Raw genomic sequence first — 17,832 nt, forward strand, 5'->3', positions numbered from 1 at the left:
AACAGTTTCGGGGAGGGCTCACTGATGCGCTTCTCCAAGCTGCGTCTTGTTGGTTTTAAGTCCTTTGTCGAACCGATGGAGTTCGTCATTGAAGGTGGGCTGACCGGTGTTGTCGGGCCAAATGGTTGCGGCAAGTCCAATCTCGTTGAAGCTCTGCGCTGGGTGATGGGTGAAAACTCATACAAAAACATGCGCGCTTCCGGCATGGACGATGTGATCTTTTCCGGCTCCGCTACGCGACCCGCGCGTAATACGGCGGAAGTGACGCTTTTCCTCGATAATTCTGACCGTACAGCACCTGCTGCCTATAATGATCAGGACGAGTTGCAGGTTTCGCGCCGTATTGAGCGCGAAGCTGGCTCGGTTTATCGCATCAACGGCAAGGAAGCGCGCGCCAAGGATGTGCAGCTGCTCTTTGCCGATCAATCAACTGGCGCCCGCTCGCCATCCATGGTGGGGCAGGGACGGATTGGCGAACTTATTCAGGCTAAACCCCAGGCGCGTCGCGCGCTTCTGGAAGAAGCCGCAGGCATTTCCGGATTGCATACCCGTCGCCACGAGGCGGAATTGCGCCTTCGAGCAGCCGAAGGCAATCTTGAACGCCTCGAAGATGTCGTTGGCGAGCTTGGCAGCCAGATTGAAAGTCTGAAACGTCAGGCGCGTCAGGCCAATCGCTTTAAAGCGCTTTCGGCTGATATTCGTCGCGCCGAAGCGGCCCTGCTTCATTTGCGCTGGTCGCAAGCCAAAACGCAGGAAGGCGAGGCACAAAGCGCACTGGCACAGGCAACCTCTGTTGTCGGCGATATGGCGCAGGCACAGATGAATGCCGCGCGCGAACAGGGCGTTGGCGCGCATAAATTGCCTGAAATGCGTGAGGCAGAAGCCAAAGCCGCTGCCGCTTTGCAGCGTCTTTCAATCGCTCGCACACAGCTCGACGAAGAAGACGGTCGTATTCGTGCCCGCCGTGCCGAGCTTATGAAGCGGCTCGAACAGTTGACTGCCGACATTGCACGCGAAGAGCAAATGGTGCGCGAGAATGCCGACATTCTGGCACGGCTTGACGAGGAAGAGCAGGAGCTGCTCGCATCCAATGAAGCATCTGGCGAACGCGATGAAGAGTTGCGTGCGATTTTCGAGGAATCGGAAATCCGGCTGCAGGATAGCGAAAACGCGCTTGCTCGCGTGACCGCGGAACGCGCAGAGGCCGCTGCCGAACGAACGCAGATCGAGCGGGCCTTGCAGGAAACGCAAAGCCGTCGTGACCGTCTGGCGAACCAGATGGAAACAATCGAGCGCGATATTGCGGCGGTCACTGAGCAGATCGGTGGACTGTTTGATCCGGCTGAGAAGCGCATTGCAGTTGAAGCTGCAACTGACGCACTGGCAGCATCCGAAGACGCGGTGACTGCCGCTGAAGAACTCGTGGGTGCTGCGCGTGAGCAGGAGGCAGCAGGCCGTCAGCCGCTCAGCGAAGCGCGCACTGAGCTTAATCGGATCGATACCGAAGCGCAGACATTGGCGCGCATTCTCAATGCTGGGGAGACAGGACAGTTTCCGCCGGTCGTCGAAGAGTTACGAGTCGAAAAGGGCTATGAAATTGCCTTGGGTGCCGCTCTGGGTGAAGACCTTGATGCAGCAAGCGACACCGATGCGCCGGTCTTTTGGGCCTATAATCCGGCAGTTGAAACCGATCCGGCTCTGCCTGAAGGCAGTGTATCGCTTGATCGTCTGGTGCAAGGCCCACAGCAATTGCGCCGCAGACTGGCGCAGGTCGGCGTGGTTTCCGACAATGATGGTCCGCGTTTGCAGGCTTCTCTGCGTCCCGGCCAGCGACTGGTCAGCAAGGCTGGTGCTCTGTGGCGCTGGGATGGCTATACTGCAAGCGCCGATGCGCCGACACCAGCTGCTCAGCGGCTTGCGCAAAAGAACCGTCTGGCGGAGCTTGAGCAGGAAGCAATCAGTGCTGACGCCCGCGTAAAGAGTGCCGAACAGGCAGTGCAACGTTTTGAAATGGCTGTTCGCGAAGCGGTGGAACAGGAACGCGTTGCCCGCGATGCCTGGCGTGCCAATCAGCGCAAGCTAGATGATGCGCGTGAGGCTCTGGCTGCTGTTGAACGTGCTGCGGGTCAGCTGGCGACCAAACGTGCAGGTCTCGAAGAAGCCAAATCGCGCCTTGAGGAAAACCTTGAGGAAGCACAGATCCGCGTTGTTGAAGCCGAAGACCGTCTCAACGAAATGCCCGATATGGATTCTATCGGCGAACGCCATTCGGCCATGACTACCGAAGTGCAAGCTGACCGCGTTCAGCTTGCGGAAGCTCGCGCTGCCTATGAAGGTCAGCGTCGCGAAGCCGACAACCGTTCGCGCCGTTTGGCGATGATTGGGCTTGAACGCCGCAACTGGGCGTCTCGTGCAGAAAACGCCGCGCAGCAGATTGCTGCACTAAATGATCGTCGTTCTGAGACTGCTGATGAAGCTGAAGCCCTGGCGGAGGCACCTGAAGAGATCGAAAGCCGCCGCCGCGCTCTGCTTAATGAGCTTTCGGGAGCTGATGAGCGTCGCAAGCAGGCTGCCGACATTCTTGCTGAAGCAGAGGCTGCACAGGCAGAGCTCGACAAGGCCGCAACGCTTGCCATTCAGCAGCTTGCGACCAGCCGCGAACAGCGTGCGCGTGCGGAAGAGCGCCTGACAGCTGCCGAGGAACGTCGCAAGGATACGGAAGCGCGTATTGTCGATGCACTTAATTGTGCGCCGCACGAAGCGATCCGCCACACAGGTTTGAAGCCTGAAGACCGTATGCCTGATCCTGATCAGCTCGAGCGCCAGCTTGAACGTTTGCGGATCGAACGCGAGCGTCTTGGTGCAGTCAACTTGCGCGCGGAAGAGGAAAGTCAGGAGCTTTCGGCGCGTCTTGAGGCGATTATCTCCGAGCGCGAAGACGTCATTGAAGCGATCAAGAAACTGCGTCAGGCGATTCAGAGCCTCAACCGCGAGGGCCGTGAACGCTTGCTGGCCGCATTTGATGTTGTGAATGCGCAATTCCAGCGTCTGTTCACGCATCTTTTTGGTGGTGGTACTGCGGAATTGCAGCTCATTGAGAGCGATGATCCACTGGATGCAGGGCTGGAAATTCTGGCACGCCCACCCGGCAAGAAGCCGCAGACCATGACGCTGCTTTCAGGTGGCGAACAGGCACTGACTGCAATGGCGCTGATCTTTGCCGTGTTCCTGACGAACCCGGCACCGATCTGCGTACTGGACGAAGTGGACGCGCCGCTCGACGACCATAATGTCGAGCGCTATTGCAATCTGATGGACGAAATGGCGGCTTCAACCGAAACGCGTTTCGTAGTCATCACGCATAATCCGATCACCATGGCGCGCATGAACCGCCTGTTTGGCGTGACCATGGGTGAGCAAGGCGTGAGCCAGCTTGTCTCGGTTGATCTTCAAACCGCAGAGCAGCTGCGCGAAGCAAGCTGATTTTAGAGCGCGTCTCGAGAAGTGTTAAATGGCTCTGCGTCGGATGATGCGCAAAAGCAAATATTCAGATCGACGCGCTCATTTCTGAGTCAGAGTTCACTCTTCATTCCCGCTTTCGTTTTCGTCATCATCATCGGCTTCAATGACTTGCCAAATAAACGCATGAAGACGTTCTTCAATGCTTGCTCTGGATGCACCTGATGCTTCCATTTCACGCTTGATTTTGAAAAACTGATCTTTGTCGGATTGCGACAGATATTTAGCGGCGGTTTCAAGTGATGATAGAGATGTGGACATGGCGGTTGATACTGCTTTGTTTCGCAAGATGCGCTTAGAGCACGTTTCGAGCTGATTGTATCAGATCGGCACCCTAAGCCTTTTTATTTGAAGCATAATCTTATCGATCCTCGTTTCACTACGATAGGACTTATGCTCTAAAACAGATAGACAGAGCATTTCCAACAGTTACAGCGGTTCCAGTTAAGAATGAATCGTTGGAACCGCTGTAACTGTTTGTTTTTACGCATTATCCGACGCAAAACCGCTTCGCACTTTTGCTGGAAATGCTATAAATCGAAATTGGAAAAGCTCTGGCTTCAGGTTTTATCTGATTAGCGAGCTTTATAGGTTACGCTGATCTTTGCGCCTGTCAGAGCGTGTTGTGCAAGTTTGCCCGGCTCCAGATCCTTGAGACCGATTGGCAACGGCTTGTCGAAATGCACATCCATTGTGAAAAAGCCCGTCGGATTTGGCATGTCCTGAACAAAACGAGCCAGCGCTTTTCTGGAAGCTGCATCGATCTCGCTGTCGGGCATAGCTTCAATGCCTTTGCTTGCAATATCGCGTAGACGCGCAATGTCGACTTCCGGGTCGCTTTCGCCGGTCTCAGATGGCAGTGCAGCGAAATTGACGAGTGTCGGCAAAGCGACACTTTCCAACAGGCCCTGATTATCGAGGCGCAAACGCAGATGCGAAAGTGTGGCGGTCGGATTAACGGTCAGGGAAGCAACCGATGAATCGATCGGCAGGTTGATTTCCGCAGAAATTGAAGCTTTGCCCAGCTTTATGCTGCTGATTTCTGCGTTCTGAATGTGCAGATAACCACTCTCCGGATTGAAGCGGTAGGAGGCCGTAAAATCCATCGGCCATTGCTGAATTGAGGTGATGTAATCCGAGATTTTGCTGCCGCTTTGCAGCGTGAAGCGCACACCATCGACCGCAATGCGTCCCCATTGCGGTGCAGTTTTGCTCAAATCAGGCGCTTCGGACAGATAGTCCTGCAAGCGATCCACTTCGATGATGGCCCTGTCTACTGTCCAGCCCATCATGCTCGTGGCTTGATACAAACCGTTCAAAACAACGCAGCCATCGGGGATGTCTCTGACTGCATAATCCTTACCGGGCTTGAGAACGCTCATACCTTTGAGAAACTCTTCGCACCGGCTGAGCGGTGCGTTTTCGGACGCAGGTGCCGCTGTCTGAGCGGATGCTGACGAGGCGGCGAGAGAAAGCAGAACGGCTGGGAGAATGAAGCGCATGTCACCAATTCTATGTTGAACTAAATAAGACATGGCGCATCATTTCCATGTGGTCGCTGCTGTCAACTAGCAACTATGATGCTGTTACTTCTCGCTCCAGACAGCAAGCTCATTGCCGGCAGGGTCGGTGAAGTGAAAACGACGACCGCCGGGAAATGCAAAAATCGGTTTCACAACCGTTCCACCAGCTTCTGTCACAGCCTTCAAGGTTTCTTCGAGCTGCGCGGAATAAAGCACAGGCAACGGCTTGCGCGTCGCTTCCGGATCGGCATCAAAACCGCCATCCAGGCCTTCCGCGAAGGCGGAATAGGTCGGCCCATAATCGACGAACGACCAACCAAAAGCGCGCGAATAGAAACTCTTCGCAGCGTCCAGTGATCCATTGCCCGCTGGCATTTCAAGATAATCAAGCTTGCCGGTGATACGCATAATCAACTCCAAATGTTCTATGTTTGTTCTTATATTGGGAGTTAATCTGCATCTTTGTCAAGAGTCATCAAGTTTCGTTCACAGGGCATTCAATCAGCTAGAATCGCAGGCGTGCCATCATGAGTGAGTCCACATAGTGCCCGTCTCTGAATGAATCTGATCGCAAAACGCCTTCGCGTTCAAAGCCGAACTTTTCATAAAGCTGGATGGCAGGAACATTGTCCGCGTAAACAAGCAAATCCAGCCGCTTCAGATTAAGCCAGTTGTCTGCCACATCAATAATCTGGCCCATCATGCCCGTGCCGATGCCTTGGCCCTGATAGTCGTCATGTACACCAATACCGATTGTTCCTGCGTGGGATCGTCGACCTTCTGCACAACGGACATCGCAACTACCAACGATCTTGTCATTAAGTAATGCCAGTATGACGATGTGCCGATCTTTGAGGGACGATAACCACTTTCGTGTATTTTCAACGCGCGTGAATGGCAGGCGTGCGGTACCGGCTCGAAATTTCGGCATGTTTGTAATTGCACATATTTCTTCGGCATCTTCGATGCGTGGAGCGCGAAATGTGATCGAATTCAATTTCTCAGTCATCAGTCCTCCGAGTAATAGCAATTGTCAAAGCTTAGCTCTTCGAAACCCTGCTCACCATCACAACAAACAGTTGCTTCTTTCTCAAGCCGCCATTCGGCTTGAAGGACGGTTCGGGGTCTAATCGATTCTATTACGGTGCTTTGTCTTTTTTGATTGGCAGACAACGACTTGATCGCATAAGCACGAAGATAGTTTCTGCAGTTCTGTGGAAAAGCACAGACATTGCGGACCGTTACCTGCGCAAGGGAGGCCGGCATGGCGAAGTGGGTGTACGCATTCGGTGATGGTAAGGCAGAGGGCGCTGCGAGCGATCGCAACCTTCTCGGCGGTAAAGGCGCGAATCTGGCTGAAATGAGCAGCCTTGGTCTGCCAGTGCCGCCCGGTTTTACGATCACGACGGAAGTGTGCACTTCCTATTACGACCATGAGCGGTCCTATCCCGATGAACTTGATCAGCAGGTGCAGAAAGCGCTTGATCAGGTGGCCGAGCGGACTGGACGCGTGTTCGGTGGTGCTGAAAAGCCATTGCTCGTGTCGGTGCGATCGGGTGCGCGTGCATCCATGCCGGGCATGATGGATACGGTTCTGAACCTCGGTCTCAATGATGAGACAGTGCAGGCAATTGCGCGTGAGGCTGGCGACGAGCGTTTCGCCTATGACAGCTATCGCCGATTCATCCAGATGTATTCCGACGTCGTGCTGGGTGTTGACCATGGTTTCTTTGAAGAAATCCTCGAAGACAAGAAGGCCGATCTGGGCGTTGAAGTCGATACGGCTCTAAGTGCGGACGATTGGAAAGATGTGATCGCGCTCTACAAGGCGAAGGTCGAGGAAGAGCTCGGCGAGCCTTTTCCGCAAGATCCGCGCGAACAGCTTTGGGGAGCAATCAGTGCTGTTTTCTCCAGCTGGATGAACGCCCGTGCCATCACTTATCGCCGTCTGCATAACATTCCGGCTCAATGGGGTACGGCGGTGAATGTTCAGGCCATGGTGTTCGGCAATATGGGCGAAACGTCTGCGACCGGCGTTGCCTTCACCCGCAATCCATCGACCGGCGAAAAGAAGCTTTATGGCGAGTTTCTCGTCAATGCGCAGGGTGAAGATGTCGTGGCAGGCATTCGCACACCACAGAACATCACCGAAGAAGCGCGTATTGCTGCAGGTTCTGATAAGCCTTCGCTTGAAAAGGTCATGCCGGAAGCTTTTGCCGACTTTCTGAAAGTGGCAGATCGGCTTGAGCAGCATTACCGCGATATGCAGGATCTGGAATTCACCATCGAACGCGGCAAGCTCTGGATGCTGCAAACCCGCTCCGGCAAGCGCACGGCAAAGGCCGCACTCAAGATGGCTGTTGAAATGGCCGCAGAAGGGCTGATTACTGAGGAAGAAGCCGTGCTGCGCATTGATCCGGCCGCACTCGACCAGCTTCTGCATCCGACCATCGATCCGCGAGCCGAGCGCATTGTTATAGGCCAAGGCTTACCTGCTTCTCCCGGCGCTGCGACAGGCGAAATCGTGTTCTCGTCTGAAGATGCAGAACAGGCAAAAGCCGAAGGCCGCAATGTCATTCTGGTGCGTGTTGAGACGAGCCCTGAAGACATTCACGGTATGCACGCGGCTGAGGGCATTTTGACCACGCGCGGTGGCATGACCAGTCACGCGGCGGTGGTCGCACGCGGCATGGGCAAGCCCTGCGTGTCGGGTGCAGGTTCTCTCCGTGTTGATTATCGCAATGGAATTATGCTGGCCGCGGGTCAGACCTTCAAAAAAGGCGATGTAATCACTGTTGATGGCGGCAACGGGCAAGTGCTGAAAGGCAAGGTTGCCATGCTGCAGCCCGAACTGTCGGGTGATTTCGGTAAACTCATGGAGTGGGCAGATAAGACGCGCCGCATGAAGGTTCGTGCCAATGCCGAAACGCCTGCCGATGCCCGCACTGCACGCTCGTTCGGGGCAGAAGGCATCGGCCTTTGCCGCACCGAGCATATGTTCTTTGAAGGCGAACGCATTATCGCGATGCGCGAGATGATCCTTGCCGACAAGGAGGATGGTCGCCGTGCGGCTCTAGCAAAGCTTCTGCCGATGCAGCGCTCGGATTTTGTCGAGCTGTTCGAGATCATGAAAGGCTTGCCTGTCACAATCCGGTTGCTCGATCCGCCTTTGCACGAATTCCTGCCACGCACTGATGAAGAAGTAGCAGAAGTGGCAAGCGCCATGGGCGTTGACGCCGATAGACTGCGCGAGCGTGCCGATAGTCTTCATGAGTTCAATCCGATGCTCGGCCATCGCGGTTGCCGTCTGGCGGTATCCTATCCAGAAATCGCCGAAATGCAGGCGCGTGCGATCTTTGAAGCTGCGATTGAAGCAGGCAAGAAGACCGGTGAGCATGTCGTGCCGGAAGTCATGGTGCCGCTGGTCGGCCTCAAGGCAGAACTTGATTTTGTCAAAGCGCGCATCGATGCGGTGGCAAAAGAAGTGATCGGCGAGTCCGGTGTCCAGATCGACTACATGGTCGGCACGATGATCGAATTGCCGCGTGCCGCTCTTCGTGCTGCTGAAATCGCTGAAACGGCAGAGTTCTTCTCTTTTGGCACGAACGACCTCACGCAGACCACTTTCGGTATTTCGCGTGATGATGCAGCGCCATTCCTTTCGACCTATCAGAGCCGTGGTGTAATCGAACAGGACCCGTTCGTTTCATTGGATTTTGATGGCGTGGGAGAGCTGATCCAGATCGCAGCCGAGCGTGGACGCAAAACACGCGACAAGCTCAAACTGGGTATTTGTGGCGAGCATGGCGGCGATCCGGCATCGATCAGCTTCTGCGAGCAAACAGGTCTTGATTACGTGTCCTGCTCGCCATTCCGGGTGCCGATTGCCCGACTGGCGGCAGCCCAAGCTGCAGCCCGCAATGGTAAAGCATCCTGAAAAGTGTAAAACGGTTTTAGGGTAATATGCGCCTGAAACGAAAATTTAGAGCGGTGATCTCAATCAATCGGATCGCTGCTCTAAATCATTGCCATAATTCGGCTTTGGTTCAGGCGCTGTAAACAGTAAATTTCAAAGCCAGAACTTTAATTAATCGGGGCAGCTATGTTTCGTCAGTTGTTAGCGGCGGGGGCCGCGCTTGTTTGCTTGAGCTCTGTGGCCAGCGCCTATGACGCGCTGCCACAGCCGGAAAAGCACGAAAAAATCAGCATTGTTGAACCGCAATTGCGCATCGCCAAAGGTGGTCCTGCTTCGCCACAGGTCGCGCTGACGCTTGATGCCTGCATGGGCAAAACGGATCACCGTATTCTCGATGTGCTGGTAGAAAACCGCATTCCGGCGACAATTTTTGTCACCGCGCGCTGGTTGAAACAGAATGCCGAAGCTTTCGCGGTGATGAAGGCCCATCCCGACCTTTTCGATATCGAGAACCACGGCAATATGCATGTGCCAGCCATTACCAATGCGCCGACCATGTATAATATCAAAACGGCAGGTTCGCTTGATGCGGTCCGCTCCGAAATCGATGGTGGCGCTGATGCGATCGCTAAATCCGGCGCATCAAAGCCGCAATGGTATCGGGATGCCACGGCCCGTTATTCGACTGACGCTATTAAACTTGCGCAGAGCATGGGCTATGAGATCGGCGGCTACTCGCTCAATGGCGATCAGGGCGCATCCCTCCTTGCACCTGTCGTGGCCCGCCGTATTTCAGCGGCGCGCGATGGCGATGTCATCATTTCCCATATCAACCAGCCGACACGTTCGGCAGGTGAAGGTGTTGCCAAAGGCATTCTTGCGCTTCAGGCAAAAGGCATGAAATTCGTGAAGCTACGCGATGTTCAGACGACGATGACGCTCAATCCGGTGCCAGCACACAATCTTCATGCAATAGCACCAGCTGCAGCTGTGAAGCCGCAGGCCGAGAAATAGTGCTTTAGAGAGCATCCCGAAAAGTGCGAAGCGATCTTTGTGCGCCCAGGAGGGCGCACGGCGCTCTAGGTTCCGTTGGTTGTCTTACCATTCGGTGTCAGGCTTTTCATGACAGCGGCATAATTGCGGCCAAGGCTTTCAAACAGCGCATTGTTGCCGGTTGGCGGAGCGACTGAAAGTGTTGTACCATCGTGTCCAAGCGTAACGAAGACGACCTGATCTTGCGGCTGTCCGGGAATGGCAATTGCACCGATACGTTGTGCCTCGGTGGTGTCCAGCGCTGGCATATTGAAAAGTACTTCGCCGCCCACACGCTCAGCTGCCTTGGCAAGAGCCGTGTCAAATCCTTCGATGAGAACGTCTATGGCACCGAGCGCAAATTCGAGCTCGACTGCTTCCAGCGTCATGACATCCTGCTCCGCTTCAGCGGTGCTGGATGTGGCTGGCATTTGGCCATTATGAAGGGTTCGATCCATGTCGTCCTCTCCGACGAATCCGAAAAAAGCCCCCATATACGCGATCATGCCCTTCGTTAGAAGTTGCTGCAATAGCTTTTATATTGATTTCACTCTATTTTTCCCGCTGTTTTTTCATAGCTGGTTAAATTGCCAGCGAGTGTTGAGCGTTTTTCTTTTGCGCCAGAGCAGTCTCTGTTATGCATGATTGCGCTCTAAAGGCAGTTGGGACCCCGCATGAGAAAACTTCGCTATCAGCGCCGACAGTCGCGCTCCGCAATCTGGGCATTGCGGTTTGGCGTTTTTGCGGCTGTCCTGTCGGCGCTTGGTCTTGTCCTGCACAGGTTCGGTAAAATCGAGACACCCGATTTTGTTCTGGTTGCAACTGCGGGTGGGATATACGCGATTTTAGCACTGCTTTGTGCCGCAAAGGGGCTACGCAATCTATGGGTGAATGGTGACAAAGGCGGTGCGCGTTCGTTCTGGGCCAGCTTTCTGGCATGTGCTGTTCTGCTGCCCCTCTGTTTCGTCGCCTCGCTTTGGTATGGCTCGCCTCCGCTCTATGATCTGACGACCGACTTTGAGACGCCGCCGCAGTTTCCCTCGACCATGCCTGCACGCTTAACGCGTATGAATTCGCTGCCTGTTGAGGTCCAGAGCGATATGCTGAGGCAGATGTCCGCCTATCCTGATGTGATGGGGCGCCGCTATGAAGCTGCACCCGACCGGGTTGCACAAGGCGTGGAAAACACGTTGAAAGCATTTGGCTGGAAACAAATCAGCCGTGATACGCCGCTGCCAACGCAGAATGCGACACGCTTTGCAGCAACTGCGCACAGCACCATTCTTGGTTTGAAAAGCGATGTGGTCATCCGCCTGCTTGATGAAGGCGAAACAACCTATGTCGATATGCGATCCGTTTCGCGTTACGGCAATCGGGATATGGGCCTGAACGCTGCCTTTATCACCGAGTTTCTGTCCGCGCTTGAAGGCGAAGTGAACAAGGCTCCTGCTGATGTGGAGTAATCACCGCGGCTGATAAATGCCGTTGAGCGACGGGTTGCCATCCGTAATGACTTCACCGCGCCCGACAAGATCTTCAAGGTGGGCGAGAACTGAGAGAGCTGCAGCACCATGCAGGCGCGGGTCGGTATCGCGGTAGATAGTCTTGACCATGTCGGGAATGGTGCGGTCGCCTTGCACGATCCGCTCCAATATCGCACGCTCCCGCATTTTCCGATGTGCGCGTAAACCACGCACAAATGCAGCTGGCTTGGTGACGGCTCCACCATGACCGGGCAGATAGATGCGATCATCGCGCTCCAGCAGCTTTTCAAGCGAAGTCATGTAATCGCTCATCGATCCATCGGGCGGTGCGACGATGGATGTGGCCCATGCCATCACATGATCGGCTGAAAAAAGAATGCCGGTGCCTTCAAGGCCAAAAGCCATATGATTGGCGGCGTGTCCGGGTGTGTGTATTCCGCGAAGGCTCCAGCCATCGCCATCGATTTTCGCACCATCGGCGAGGGCCAGATCGGGCGCAAAATCAATATCGGCGCTCGCCTCCAGCATATTGATCTCGCCGCTGTAATAGGGGCGGGCAGGGCGATGTGGACCTTCGGCGACAACGAGTGCGCCCGTCTGTTCTTTCAATCGCTGTGCGAGAGGGGAGTGGTCGCGATGCGTGTGGCTCACGAAGATATGACTGACAGGGCGACCGGCAATTGCTGCAAGCAGCGTCTGATAATGCGCTTCATCTTCCGGTCCAGGATCGATTACCGCCAGTGTATCGGTGCCTACAATGTAACTATTGGTGCCATGAAAGGTAAAAGCGCTGGGATTATTCGCGGTCAGCCGCAGCAGGCCTTTATTCAGGGCAACCGGAGTCCCATATTCAGGGGCAAAGCTGCCGTCAAAATCAAGCGCCATGGACTAACCCGTTCTTCTTTGGTTTTATTGATTAAGCGGCTTATGACGAATATAGTCCGGTTTCAAATGATAATCTGGTGGAACGGTACTCACAGCGCCCAAATTGGGTCGATATAAGGAGTGCGATGAACATGCGTCAGAGAAACAAATCAAAGGTTGCCGTTGCTTCTCTTCCTGCTGGCTACTTGCAAACCAGGCAATTGGCTCGTGCTTTCCGGTTTGTTTTGCTCGCGCTTATCGGTACCGCTGTTCTTACCATTTCCGCCAATATCAAAGTCGATCTTCTCTACGTCAACGTGACAATGCAGACAGCAGCGCTGTTTGCAATCTCTGCGTTTTATGGCTCGCGTCTGGCGGTTGCCACGGTTGCCCTCTATTTGCTTGAAGGCGCACTCGGCTTGCCGGTTTTTACCGGGACGCCGGAAAAGGGGCTTGGCCTTGCTTACATGGTTGGTCCGACAGGGGGCTATCTGCTGTCCTATCTCATTGCGGCCTGGATGGTCGGTCGCGCTGCCGATAAGGGGCTGGCGCGCAAACCGCTTGTTCTCGGCGGTGTCATGCTTGCTGCAGAGGTTGTCATCCTTGTGATGGGAGCAGGTTGGATGGCCTACCTGTTCGGTTTAGAAAAAGGTTTCGCATTCGGCTTTGGCGTGTTCATCATTGGTGATCTCGTCAAGCTCGCACTTGCTGCTTGTGGGGTTCCCGCAATCATGTCGCTTCTCAAGCGATAAACAGCGCAAGTCTTTGATAATTTAGACAGGCCGGGCGACGACCCCGGCTTTTTTCATGTGTTTGTTGAAACTGCTTCGCGATTGACAATTTGCTGGCGGCAAAGCTTTGTTAGGTGTCATAAAATCAGGTTTGTGGGGAGGACAGTGTGAAATTTGAAGTGCTTGAAGTTGAGCCGCTGACAAAGGCGGCTTTTGCGCCATTTGGGGATGTAATCGAGATTGAAGGCGCCGAACGTCGCCTTATCAACAATGGCACGACGGAGCGCTTCCACGATCTGGCCCATGTTGAAGCAGCAGGCACCGACGCCCGCGTCCTCATCAATATTTTTAGAGGCCAGTCCTTCACAGCGCCTGTCGATGTCGTCATGCTGGAGCGGCATCCGTTCGGCTCGCAGGCTTTTGTGCCGCTGAATGGCAGGCCGTTTCTTGTTGTTGTTGCAGAAGATGCGGATGGCAAACCCGGCAGACCGAGAGCGTTTCTGGCGCGGGGCGACCAGGGCGTCAATTACTGGTGCAATATCTGGCATCATCCGCTTGTGTCGCTGGAGCAGACATCGGATTTTCTTATTGTTGACCGGGCGGGAAGTGAGAATAATCTGGAGGAATATTTCCTGCCGGATGTCACTTATCGCATTGAGACAATTCCGGCTCTCAAAACACAAATCTGAGGTGAACCATGGGCAAGCTATCAACACATGTTCTCGACACTGCACATGGTAGTCCAGCCGCAGCAATGCGGATTGAACTCTATCGGCTTGGCGCTTTAGGCAAAACCGAACTGATCAAGCGTACCGTAACCAATCTCGATGGTCGCACCGACGAACCATTGCTCAGCGGAAGTGAAATGCAGGAAGGCACCTATGAGCTTCAGTTTCATGTTGCTGAATATTTCGAAGGTCGTAGCGCCGATGTTGCCAATCCGCCGTTCCTTGATTTGATCCCGATCCGTTTTGCGATTGCAGATGAAGACGGCAATTATCATGTGCCGTTGCTGGTCAGCCCCTGGTCCTACTCGACCTATCGCGGCAGCTGACTTATCCCCACCAGCATAAGTGCGGTTAAGCTCCTCGCATTATCACAGCGAGGAGCTATTTATGGACCAGACACCCAATCTCAAACTTCCCTATATCATGCCCAGTCAGGCGCAGAAGCACGTCACACACAATGAGGCTTTGCGCTATCTCGATGCAGTTGTGCATCTGAGTGTAAAATCCAGAACGCAAACGGGCGCTCCGGAAACACCCGCTGCAGGTGATCGTTATATCGTTGCTGCACCTGCTACCGGCCAATGGGCTGGAAAAGAGGGCAAGGTTGCCTTCTTTATCGATGGGGGATGGTCATTCGCGACCATCGCAAAAGGCTGGCTGGCCTACGTCGAAGAAGAGACCAAGCTATTTGTTTACAATGGCACAGAATGGCAGGTGACAGGCTCGGTGCCGGATAGTCTTTCGTTGTCCATGCTGGGCGTTCAGGCGACGGCTGATGCGAGCAACCGTTTCGCCATTTCTTCGGAAGCGAGCCTTTTCAACAATGCCGGTGCCGGGCATCAGGTGAAGATAAATAAACAGGCTGCAACCAATACGGCCAGCCTTCTGTTTCAGTCGGGCTGGACCGGATATGCTGAAATGGGCCTGAACGGGGACAATAATTTCAGCATTAAAGTCGGCGACGATAGCGGAAACTGGCGAGAGGCCATGAAGGTCGATCGAGCAACCGGCAATGTGGCCGTTGGTCAGATTTGGCCGGAAACACGGCTGCATGTCGATGGCCCGATACGCCCGGCCGCCTATGCGGTTGCCGCTTTGCCATCGCCGTCCCAGCACGGGGCTGGCGCAATGGCTTTTGTGAGTAACGCCAGCGGCGGCGCGCAAATGGCCTATTCGGACGGATCGGTCTGGCGAAGCGTGCGCACGGGCGCTGTTATTGTCTGATACGCTTTTGATGGAATGCAGCGGTGTTGCAGCATTCTCAATGATTGTATGTTCTCGCCAATTCAGATGACAACGACCTTTTTTGCCTGTGACGATAGATGTTCGTGAATAACCAGCGTGCCGCCTTCCGATTGTAACGGCAGCGGGGCTTTGGCTTCTCGTGCTTCCTTCGGCGTAATACCGAAGCGCCCTTTGAAAGCCTTGGTCAGTTGTGTGCTGTCATTAAAACCGCAGCGATAGGCGATTTCTTTAAGTGAAACAGGCTTGCCTTTTTGTTCGATCAGAATCCGGTAAGCCATATCGAGCCTCTTGTCGCGGATAACCTTTGCCACGCCGCCGTCCGGTTCAAATGCGCGATAAATATGTGAGCGCGACATGCGGAAATATTGTTGTATCGAATGGGGACCAAGAAGCGGGTTCGTTATGTTCTTGTCGATATAGGCAAGAATGCGATTGCGTATCGGCAGATTGATTGTTGCACTCTCAGCAGCGCCTGTGTCCACCCTCTTAATACATGCAGCAAGTAGCGCCATCATTGCATCTTTGGCGGCGATGGCCTCCACGGCGGAGAGTTCCTGAACCACATCATTGAGCCCGCGCAGAAACTCGAAGAGGAGCTGGGTTGTCGCAGCTTCCGTTTTGAACACCATGCCATGAAGATTTCGCCATCCGATAAGCTTTTCCAGCTCTTGCCGCGGCATGATAACCGTCAGACGTGCGCCCGCTTCTGCATGACTGGTTATGACCTGTGACATGTCGAGGATGAAAATGTCGCCGGGTTTCGCAGCAACAGAGACTCCGTTGAAATCTCCACTCAGGGTGCCGGAAAGTAGGGCTTGAAGAACATAGTGATCGAGACCAGTCTGAGCGATCAGGTTCTTTGTGCGCTCATAATGCTGGGTGTTAAAGGTGGTGGATCCAACCAGCATGTTGCCGAATGGATAAGAGCGCAAAGTACCGATAAAGCCTTCTTCGTTTTCTTCATCGAGGGCAGATACTTCGTAAAATAGCTTGATAGCGTCGCGCCAAAAATCGTCGCGCGCTTTGGCATCGACCATATCTGTCGATAAAAACAGCTCTTTTGTCATTCCAACCCCATTGTGGGAGGTAATTATTATTTCCCGCAAAAGGTTATTGCGACAAAAGCAATCAATTAGACGTTAAAATTCAATATAATAAGAAAGATGTGATCAATCTTTTGGGAAGTCGAAGTTTACTGGTCGCTTTTATGACGTAAATATTGTGCTTTACCATAAATGACAAAGCCCCAATCAATATTAGTAGTTTCTAATATTGATTGGGGCTTTGTGTTGTTTGTTAAGTGGGATTAGTAGGGGCTGTCGACCTTGCCCATTTCCACATAGACAGTCTTGATCTGGCTATAGTGCGTCAGCGCGGCAATACCGTTTTCTCGGCCAATGCCGGACTGTTTATAGCCGCCAAATGGCACTTCAACAGGCGTCAGGTTATAGGCATTGATCCAGCAGGTTCCTGCCTTGATCTGTCCGATGACGCGATGGCCGCGGGCGATGTCGGCGGTGAATACACCGGCAGCCAGACCGAACTCGGTATCGTTGGCGCGCGCAATCACTTCATCCTCGTCCGAGAATTCGAGAATGCTCATGACCGGGCCGAAGATTTCCTCGCGGGCAATCGTCATGTCGTCAGTCACATCGCTAAAGACGGTTGGCTCGATGAAATAGCCTTTGTCGAAACCCTGCAACTTTGGAATGCCGCCGCCGCATACAAGCTTCGCGCCTTCTTGCTTGCCCTTTTCAATATAGGACAAAACCTTGTCGCGCTGCGCGCTGTTGACGAGCGGTCCCATCTGGGTGGCTTCATCCAGGGGATCACCAATGCGGATTTTGCGGGTGCGTTCAACCAGACGCTCGACAAATGTTTCGCGAACATCCTTATGAACGAAAACGCGCGTACCGTTGGAGCAGACCTGACCGGTCGAATAGAAGTTGCCGAGCATCGCACCGCCAATAGCGCTGTCGAGATCTGCATCATCAAAAACGATGATCGGAGATTTGCCACCAAGTTCCATCGTGACATGCTTCAGATGCTCACCAGCCTGTGACATGATCCGCTTGCCGGTTGGAACTGAACCGGTGAGCGAAACCTTCGCTGTCATGCGGTGATTGACGAGTGCCGCACCAACATCGCCAAAGCCTTGTACAACATTGAACAGACCGTCAGGAAGACCAGCTTCCTTATAGGCCTCTGCCAGCGCGAGTGCCGAAAGAGGGGTGTTCTCGGACGGCTTGAAGATGAAAGCGTTGCCCATAGCCAGTGCTGGCGCAGATTTCCATGCGGCGATCTGGATCGGGTAATTCCACGCACCGATGCCGACACAGATGCCGAGTGCTTCGCGGCGCGTGTAAGCAAACGACCCGCCAAGCTCTACGAACTCACCATTAAAGCCGGAAATGATGCCGCCGAAAAACTCGAGCGCATCGGCAGCCGATGCCGCATCCGCTACCAGTGTCTCCTGCAATGCCTTGCCGGTATCAAGCGTTTCGAGCTTGGAGAGCTTCTTGTTTTTCTCGCGTAGGATTTCCGCCGTGCGGCGCAGAATACGGCCGCGTTCCACCGGCTTGAGCGCTGCCCATTCACCTTGTGCTTTCAATGCAGCAGCATAGGCGCTCTCGATCACATCCGGTGTTGCTGAATAAAGCTTGGCGATTTCTTCGCTTGTCGCCGGATAGATGACGGGAAGCGGCTTGCCAGCTTTGTCTTCCACGAATGCGCCGCCGATGAAATGCGAGGCTTTGGGTTGAGCTTTCATTTTATTCTCCTCGAGTTTCA

Annotated in this window: 16 protein-coding genes; 8 read left to right on the top strand and 8 right to left on the bottom strand. The window is 54.1% G+C overall.

Annotated features, from left to right (window positions below):
• The first annotated feature begins 24 nt into the window (after positions 1-24).
• A complete protein-coding gene (gene smc / locus CEV34_RS09980; RefSeq protein WP_007874077.1) occupies positions 25-3,483 on the top strand; it encodes a chromosome segregation protein SMC in 3,459 nt (1,152 codons plus the stop codon).
• Between the two features lie 96 nt (positions 3,484-3,579).
• Here smc and CEV34_RS09985 read toward each other — a convergent pair whose 3' ends face one another.
• The 4 genes from CEV34_RS09985 to CEV34_RS10000 form a co-directional block, all read right to left on the bottom strand.
• The gene (locus CEV34_RS09985) at positions 3,580-3,807 is read right to left on the bottom strand and encodes a hypothetical protein (protein ID WP_235819028.1); all 228 of its coding nucleotides are present in this window, start codon (positions 3,805-3,807) and stop codon (positions 3,580-3,582) included.
• A gap of 287 nt (positions 3,808-4,094) precedes the next feature.
• A complete protein-coding gene (locus CEV34_RS09990; protein ID WP_007874081.1) occupies positions 4,095-5,021 on the bottom strand; it encodes a hypothetical protein in 927 nt (308 codons plus the stop codon).
• Positions 5,022-5,105: 84 nt separating this feature from the next.
• Positions 5,106-5,450 carry a VOC family protein gene (locus tag CEV34_RS09995; protein ID WP_007874082.1) on the bottom strand — a complete coding sequence of 115 codons (345 nt, stop codon included), beginning with the start codon at positions 5,448-5,450 and terminating at the stop codon, positions 5,106-5,108.
• Between the two features lie 97 nt (positions 5,451-5,547).
• Positions 5,548-6,051: a GNAT family N-acetyltransferase gene (locus CEV34_RS10000; protein ID WP_007874083.1), complete on the bottom strand. Its 504-nt coding sequence runs from the start codon at positions 6,049-6,051 to the stop codon at positions 5,548-5,550.
• A gap of 255 nt (positions 6,052-6,306) precedes the next feature.
• Between CEV34_RS10000 and ppdK the strand changes: the two genes are divergently transcribed.
• A complete protein-coding gene (gene ppdK / locus CEV34_RS10005) occupies positions 6,307-8,979 on the top strand; it encodes a pyruvate, phosphate dikinase (RefSeq protein ID WP_007874084.1) in 2,673 nt (890 codons plus the stop codon).
• 165 nt (positions 8,980-9,144) lie between these two features.
• A complete protein-coding gene (locus CEV34_RS10010) occupies positions 9,145-9,972 on the top strand; it encodes a polysaccharide deacetylase family protein (RefSeq protein WP_007874086.1) in 828 nt (275 codons plus the stop codon).
• 65 nt (positions 9,973-10,037) lie between these two features.
• Here the strand turns inward: CEV34_RS10010 and CEV34_RS10015 are convergent, their stop codons facing one another.
• A complete protein-coding gene (locus CEV34_RS10015; protein WP_007874087.1) occupies positions 10,038-10,448 on the bottom strand; it encodes a hypothetical protein in 411 nt (136 codons plus the stop codon).
• Positions 10,449-10,664: 216 nt separating this feature from the next.
• Here CEV34_RS10015 and CEV34_RS10020 point away from each other — a divergent pair, with 216 nt between their 5' ends.
• Positions 10,665-11,453: a DUF1499 domain-containing protein gene (locus tag CEV34_RS10020; RefSeq protein WP_094543539.1), complete on the top strand. Its 789-nt coding sequence runs from the start codon at positions 10,665-10,667 to the stop codon at positions 11,451-11,453.
• Here the strand turns inward: CEV34_RS10020 and CEV34_RS10025 are convergent, their stop codons facing one another.
• Complete coding sequence (locus CEV34_RS10025; RefSeq protein ID WP_007874089.1) at positions 11,454-12,359, bottom strand: MBL fold metallo-hydrolase; 906 nt, start codon at positions 12,357-12,359, stop codon at positions 11,454-11,456.
• Positions 12,360-12,490: 131 nt separating this feature from the next.
• Between CEV34_RS10025 and CEV34_RS10030 the strand changes: the two genes are divergently transcribed.
• From CEV34_RS10030 to CEV34_RS10045, 4 genes are all read left to right on the top strand, one after another.
• Positions 12,491-13,090, top strand: coding sequence for a biotin transporter BioY (locus tag CEV34_RS10030; protein WP_007874091.1), 600 nt, complete (start codon positions 12,491-12,493; stop codon positions 13,088-13,090).
• A 146-nt stretch (positions 13,091-13,236) separates the two neighbouring features.
• Positions 13,237-13,758 carry an ureidoglycolate lyase gene (locus CEV34_RS10035; RefSeq protein WP_007874092.1) on the top strand — a complete coding sequence of 174 codons (522 nt, stop codon included), beginning with the start codon at positions 13,237-13,239 and terminating at the stop codon, positions 13,756-13,758.
• 8 nt (positions 13,759-13,766) lie between these two features.
• Positions 13,767-14,123, top strand: a complete 357-nt coding sequence (gene uraH, locus CEV34_RS10040; protein WP_007874093.1) for a hydroxyisourate hydrolase — start codon at positions 13,767-13,769, stop codon at positions 14,121-14,123.
• A gap of 61 nt (positions 14,124-14,184) precedes the next feature.
• A complete protein-coding gene (locus CEV34_RS10045; RefSeq protein WP_094543541.1) occupies positions 14,185-15,021 on the top strand; it encodes a DUF2793 domain-containing protein in 837 nt (278 codons plus the stop codon).
• A 62-nt stretch (positions 15,022-15,083) separates the two neighbouring features.
• Here CEV34_RS10045 and CEV34_RS10050 read toward each other — a convergent pair whose 3' ends face one another.
• On the bottom strand, positions 15,084-16,109 hold the full coding sequence (locus CEV34_RS10050) for a helix-turn-helix domain-containing protein (protein ID WP_007874096.1): 1,026 nt from the start codon (positions 16,107-16,109) through the stop codon (positions 15,084-15,086).
• A gap of 239 nt (positions 16,110-16,348) precedes the next feature.
• Positions 16,349-17,812, bottom strand: coding sequence for a betaine-aldehyde dehydrogenase (betB, locus tag CEV34_RS10055; protein WP_094543543.1), 1,464 nt, complete (start codon positions 17,810-17,812; stop codon positions 16,349-16,351).
• Positions 17,813-17,832 lie beyond the last annotated feature (20 nt).

Source organism: Brucella pseudogrignonensis (genome assembly GCF_002252525.1).
GTDB lineage: Bacteria > Pseudomonadota > Alphaproteobacteria > Rhizobiales > Rhizobiaceae > Brucella > Brucella pseudogrignonensis.

Coding starts and splice junctions, on each gene's coding strand:
- smc (WP_007874077.1), top strand. CDS start 25: ATGCGCTTCTCCAAGCTGCGTCTTGTTGGTTTTAAGTCCTTTGTCGAA.
- CEV34_RS09990 (WP_007874081.1), bottom strand. CDS start 5,021: ATGCGCTTCATTCTCCCAGCCGTTCTGCTTTCTCTCGCCGCCTCGTCA.
- CEV34_RS09995 (WP_007874082.1), bottom strand. CDS start 5,450: ATGCGTATCACCGGCAAGCTTGATTATCTTGAAATGCCAGCGGGCAAT.
- CEV34_RS10000 (WP_007874083.1), bottom strand. CDS start 6,051: ATGACTGAGAAATTGAATTCGATCACATTTCGCGCTCCACGCATCGAA.
- ppdK (WP_007874084.1), top strand. CDS start 6,307: ATGGCGAAGTGGGTGTACGCATTCGGTGATGGTAAGGCAGAGGGCGCT.
- CEV34_RS10010 (WP_007874086.1), top strand. CDS start 9,145: ATGTTTCGTCAGTTGTTAGCGGCGGGGGCCGCGCTTGTTTGCTTGAGC.
- CEV34_RS10015 (WP_007874087.1), bottom strand. CDS start 10,448: ATGGATCGAACCCTTCATAATGGCCAAATGCCAGCCACATCCAGCACC.
- CEV34_RS10020 (WP_094543539.1), top strand. CDS start 10,665: ATGAGAAAACTTCGCTATCAGCGCCGACAGTCGCGCTCCGCAATCTGG.
- CEV34_RS10025 (WP_007874089.1), bottom strand. CDS start 12,359: ATGGCGCTTGATTTTGACGGCAGCTTTGCCCCTGAATATGGGACTCCG.
- CEV34_RS10030 (WP_007874091.1), top strand. CDS start 12,491: ATGCGTCAGAGAAACAAATCAAAGGTTGCCGTTGCTTCTCTTCCTGCT.
- uraH (WP_007874093.1), top strand. CDS start 13,767: ATGGGCAAGCTATCAACACATGTTCTCGACACTGCACATGGTAGTCCA.
- CEV34_RS10045 (WP_094543541.1), top strand. CDS start 14,185: ATGGACCAGACACCCAATCTCAAACTTCCCTATATCATGCCCAGTCAG.
- CEV34_RS10050 (WP_007874096.1), bottom strand. CDS start 16,109: ATGACAAAAGAGCTGTTTTTATCGACAGATATGGTCGATGCCAAAGCG.
- betB (WP_094543543.1), bottom strand. CDS start 17,812: ATGAAAGCTCAACCCAAAGCCTCGCATTTCATCGGCGGCGCATTCGTG.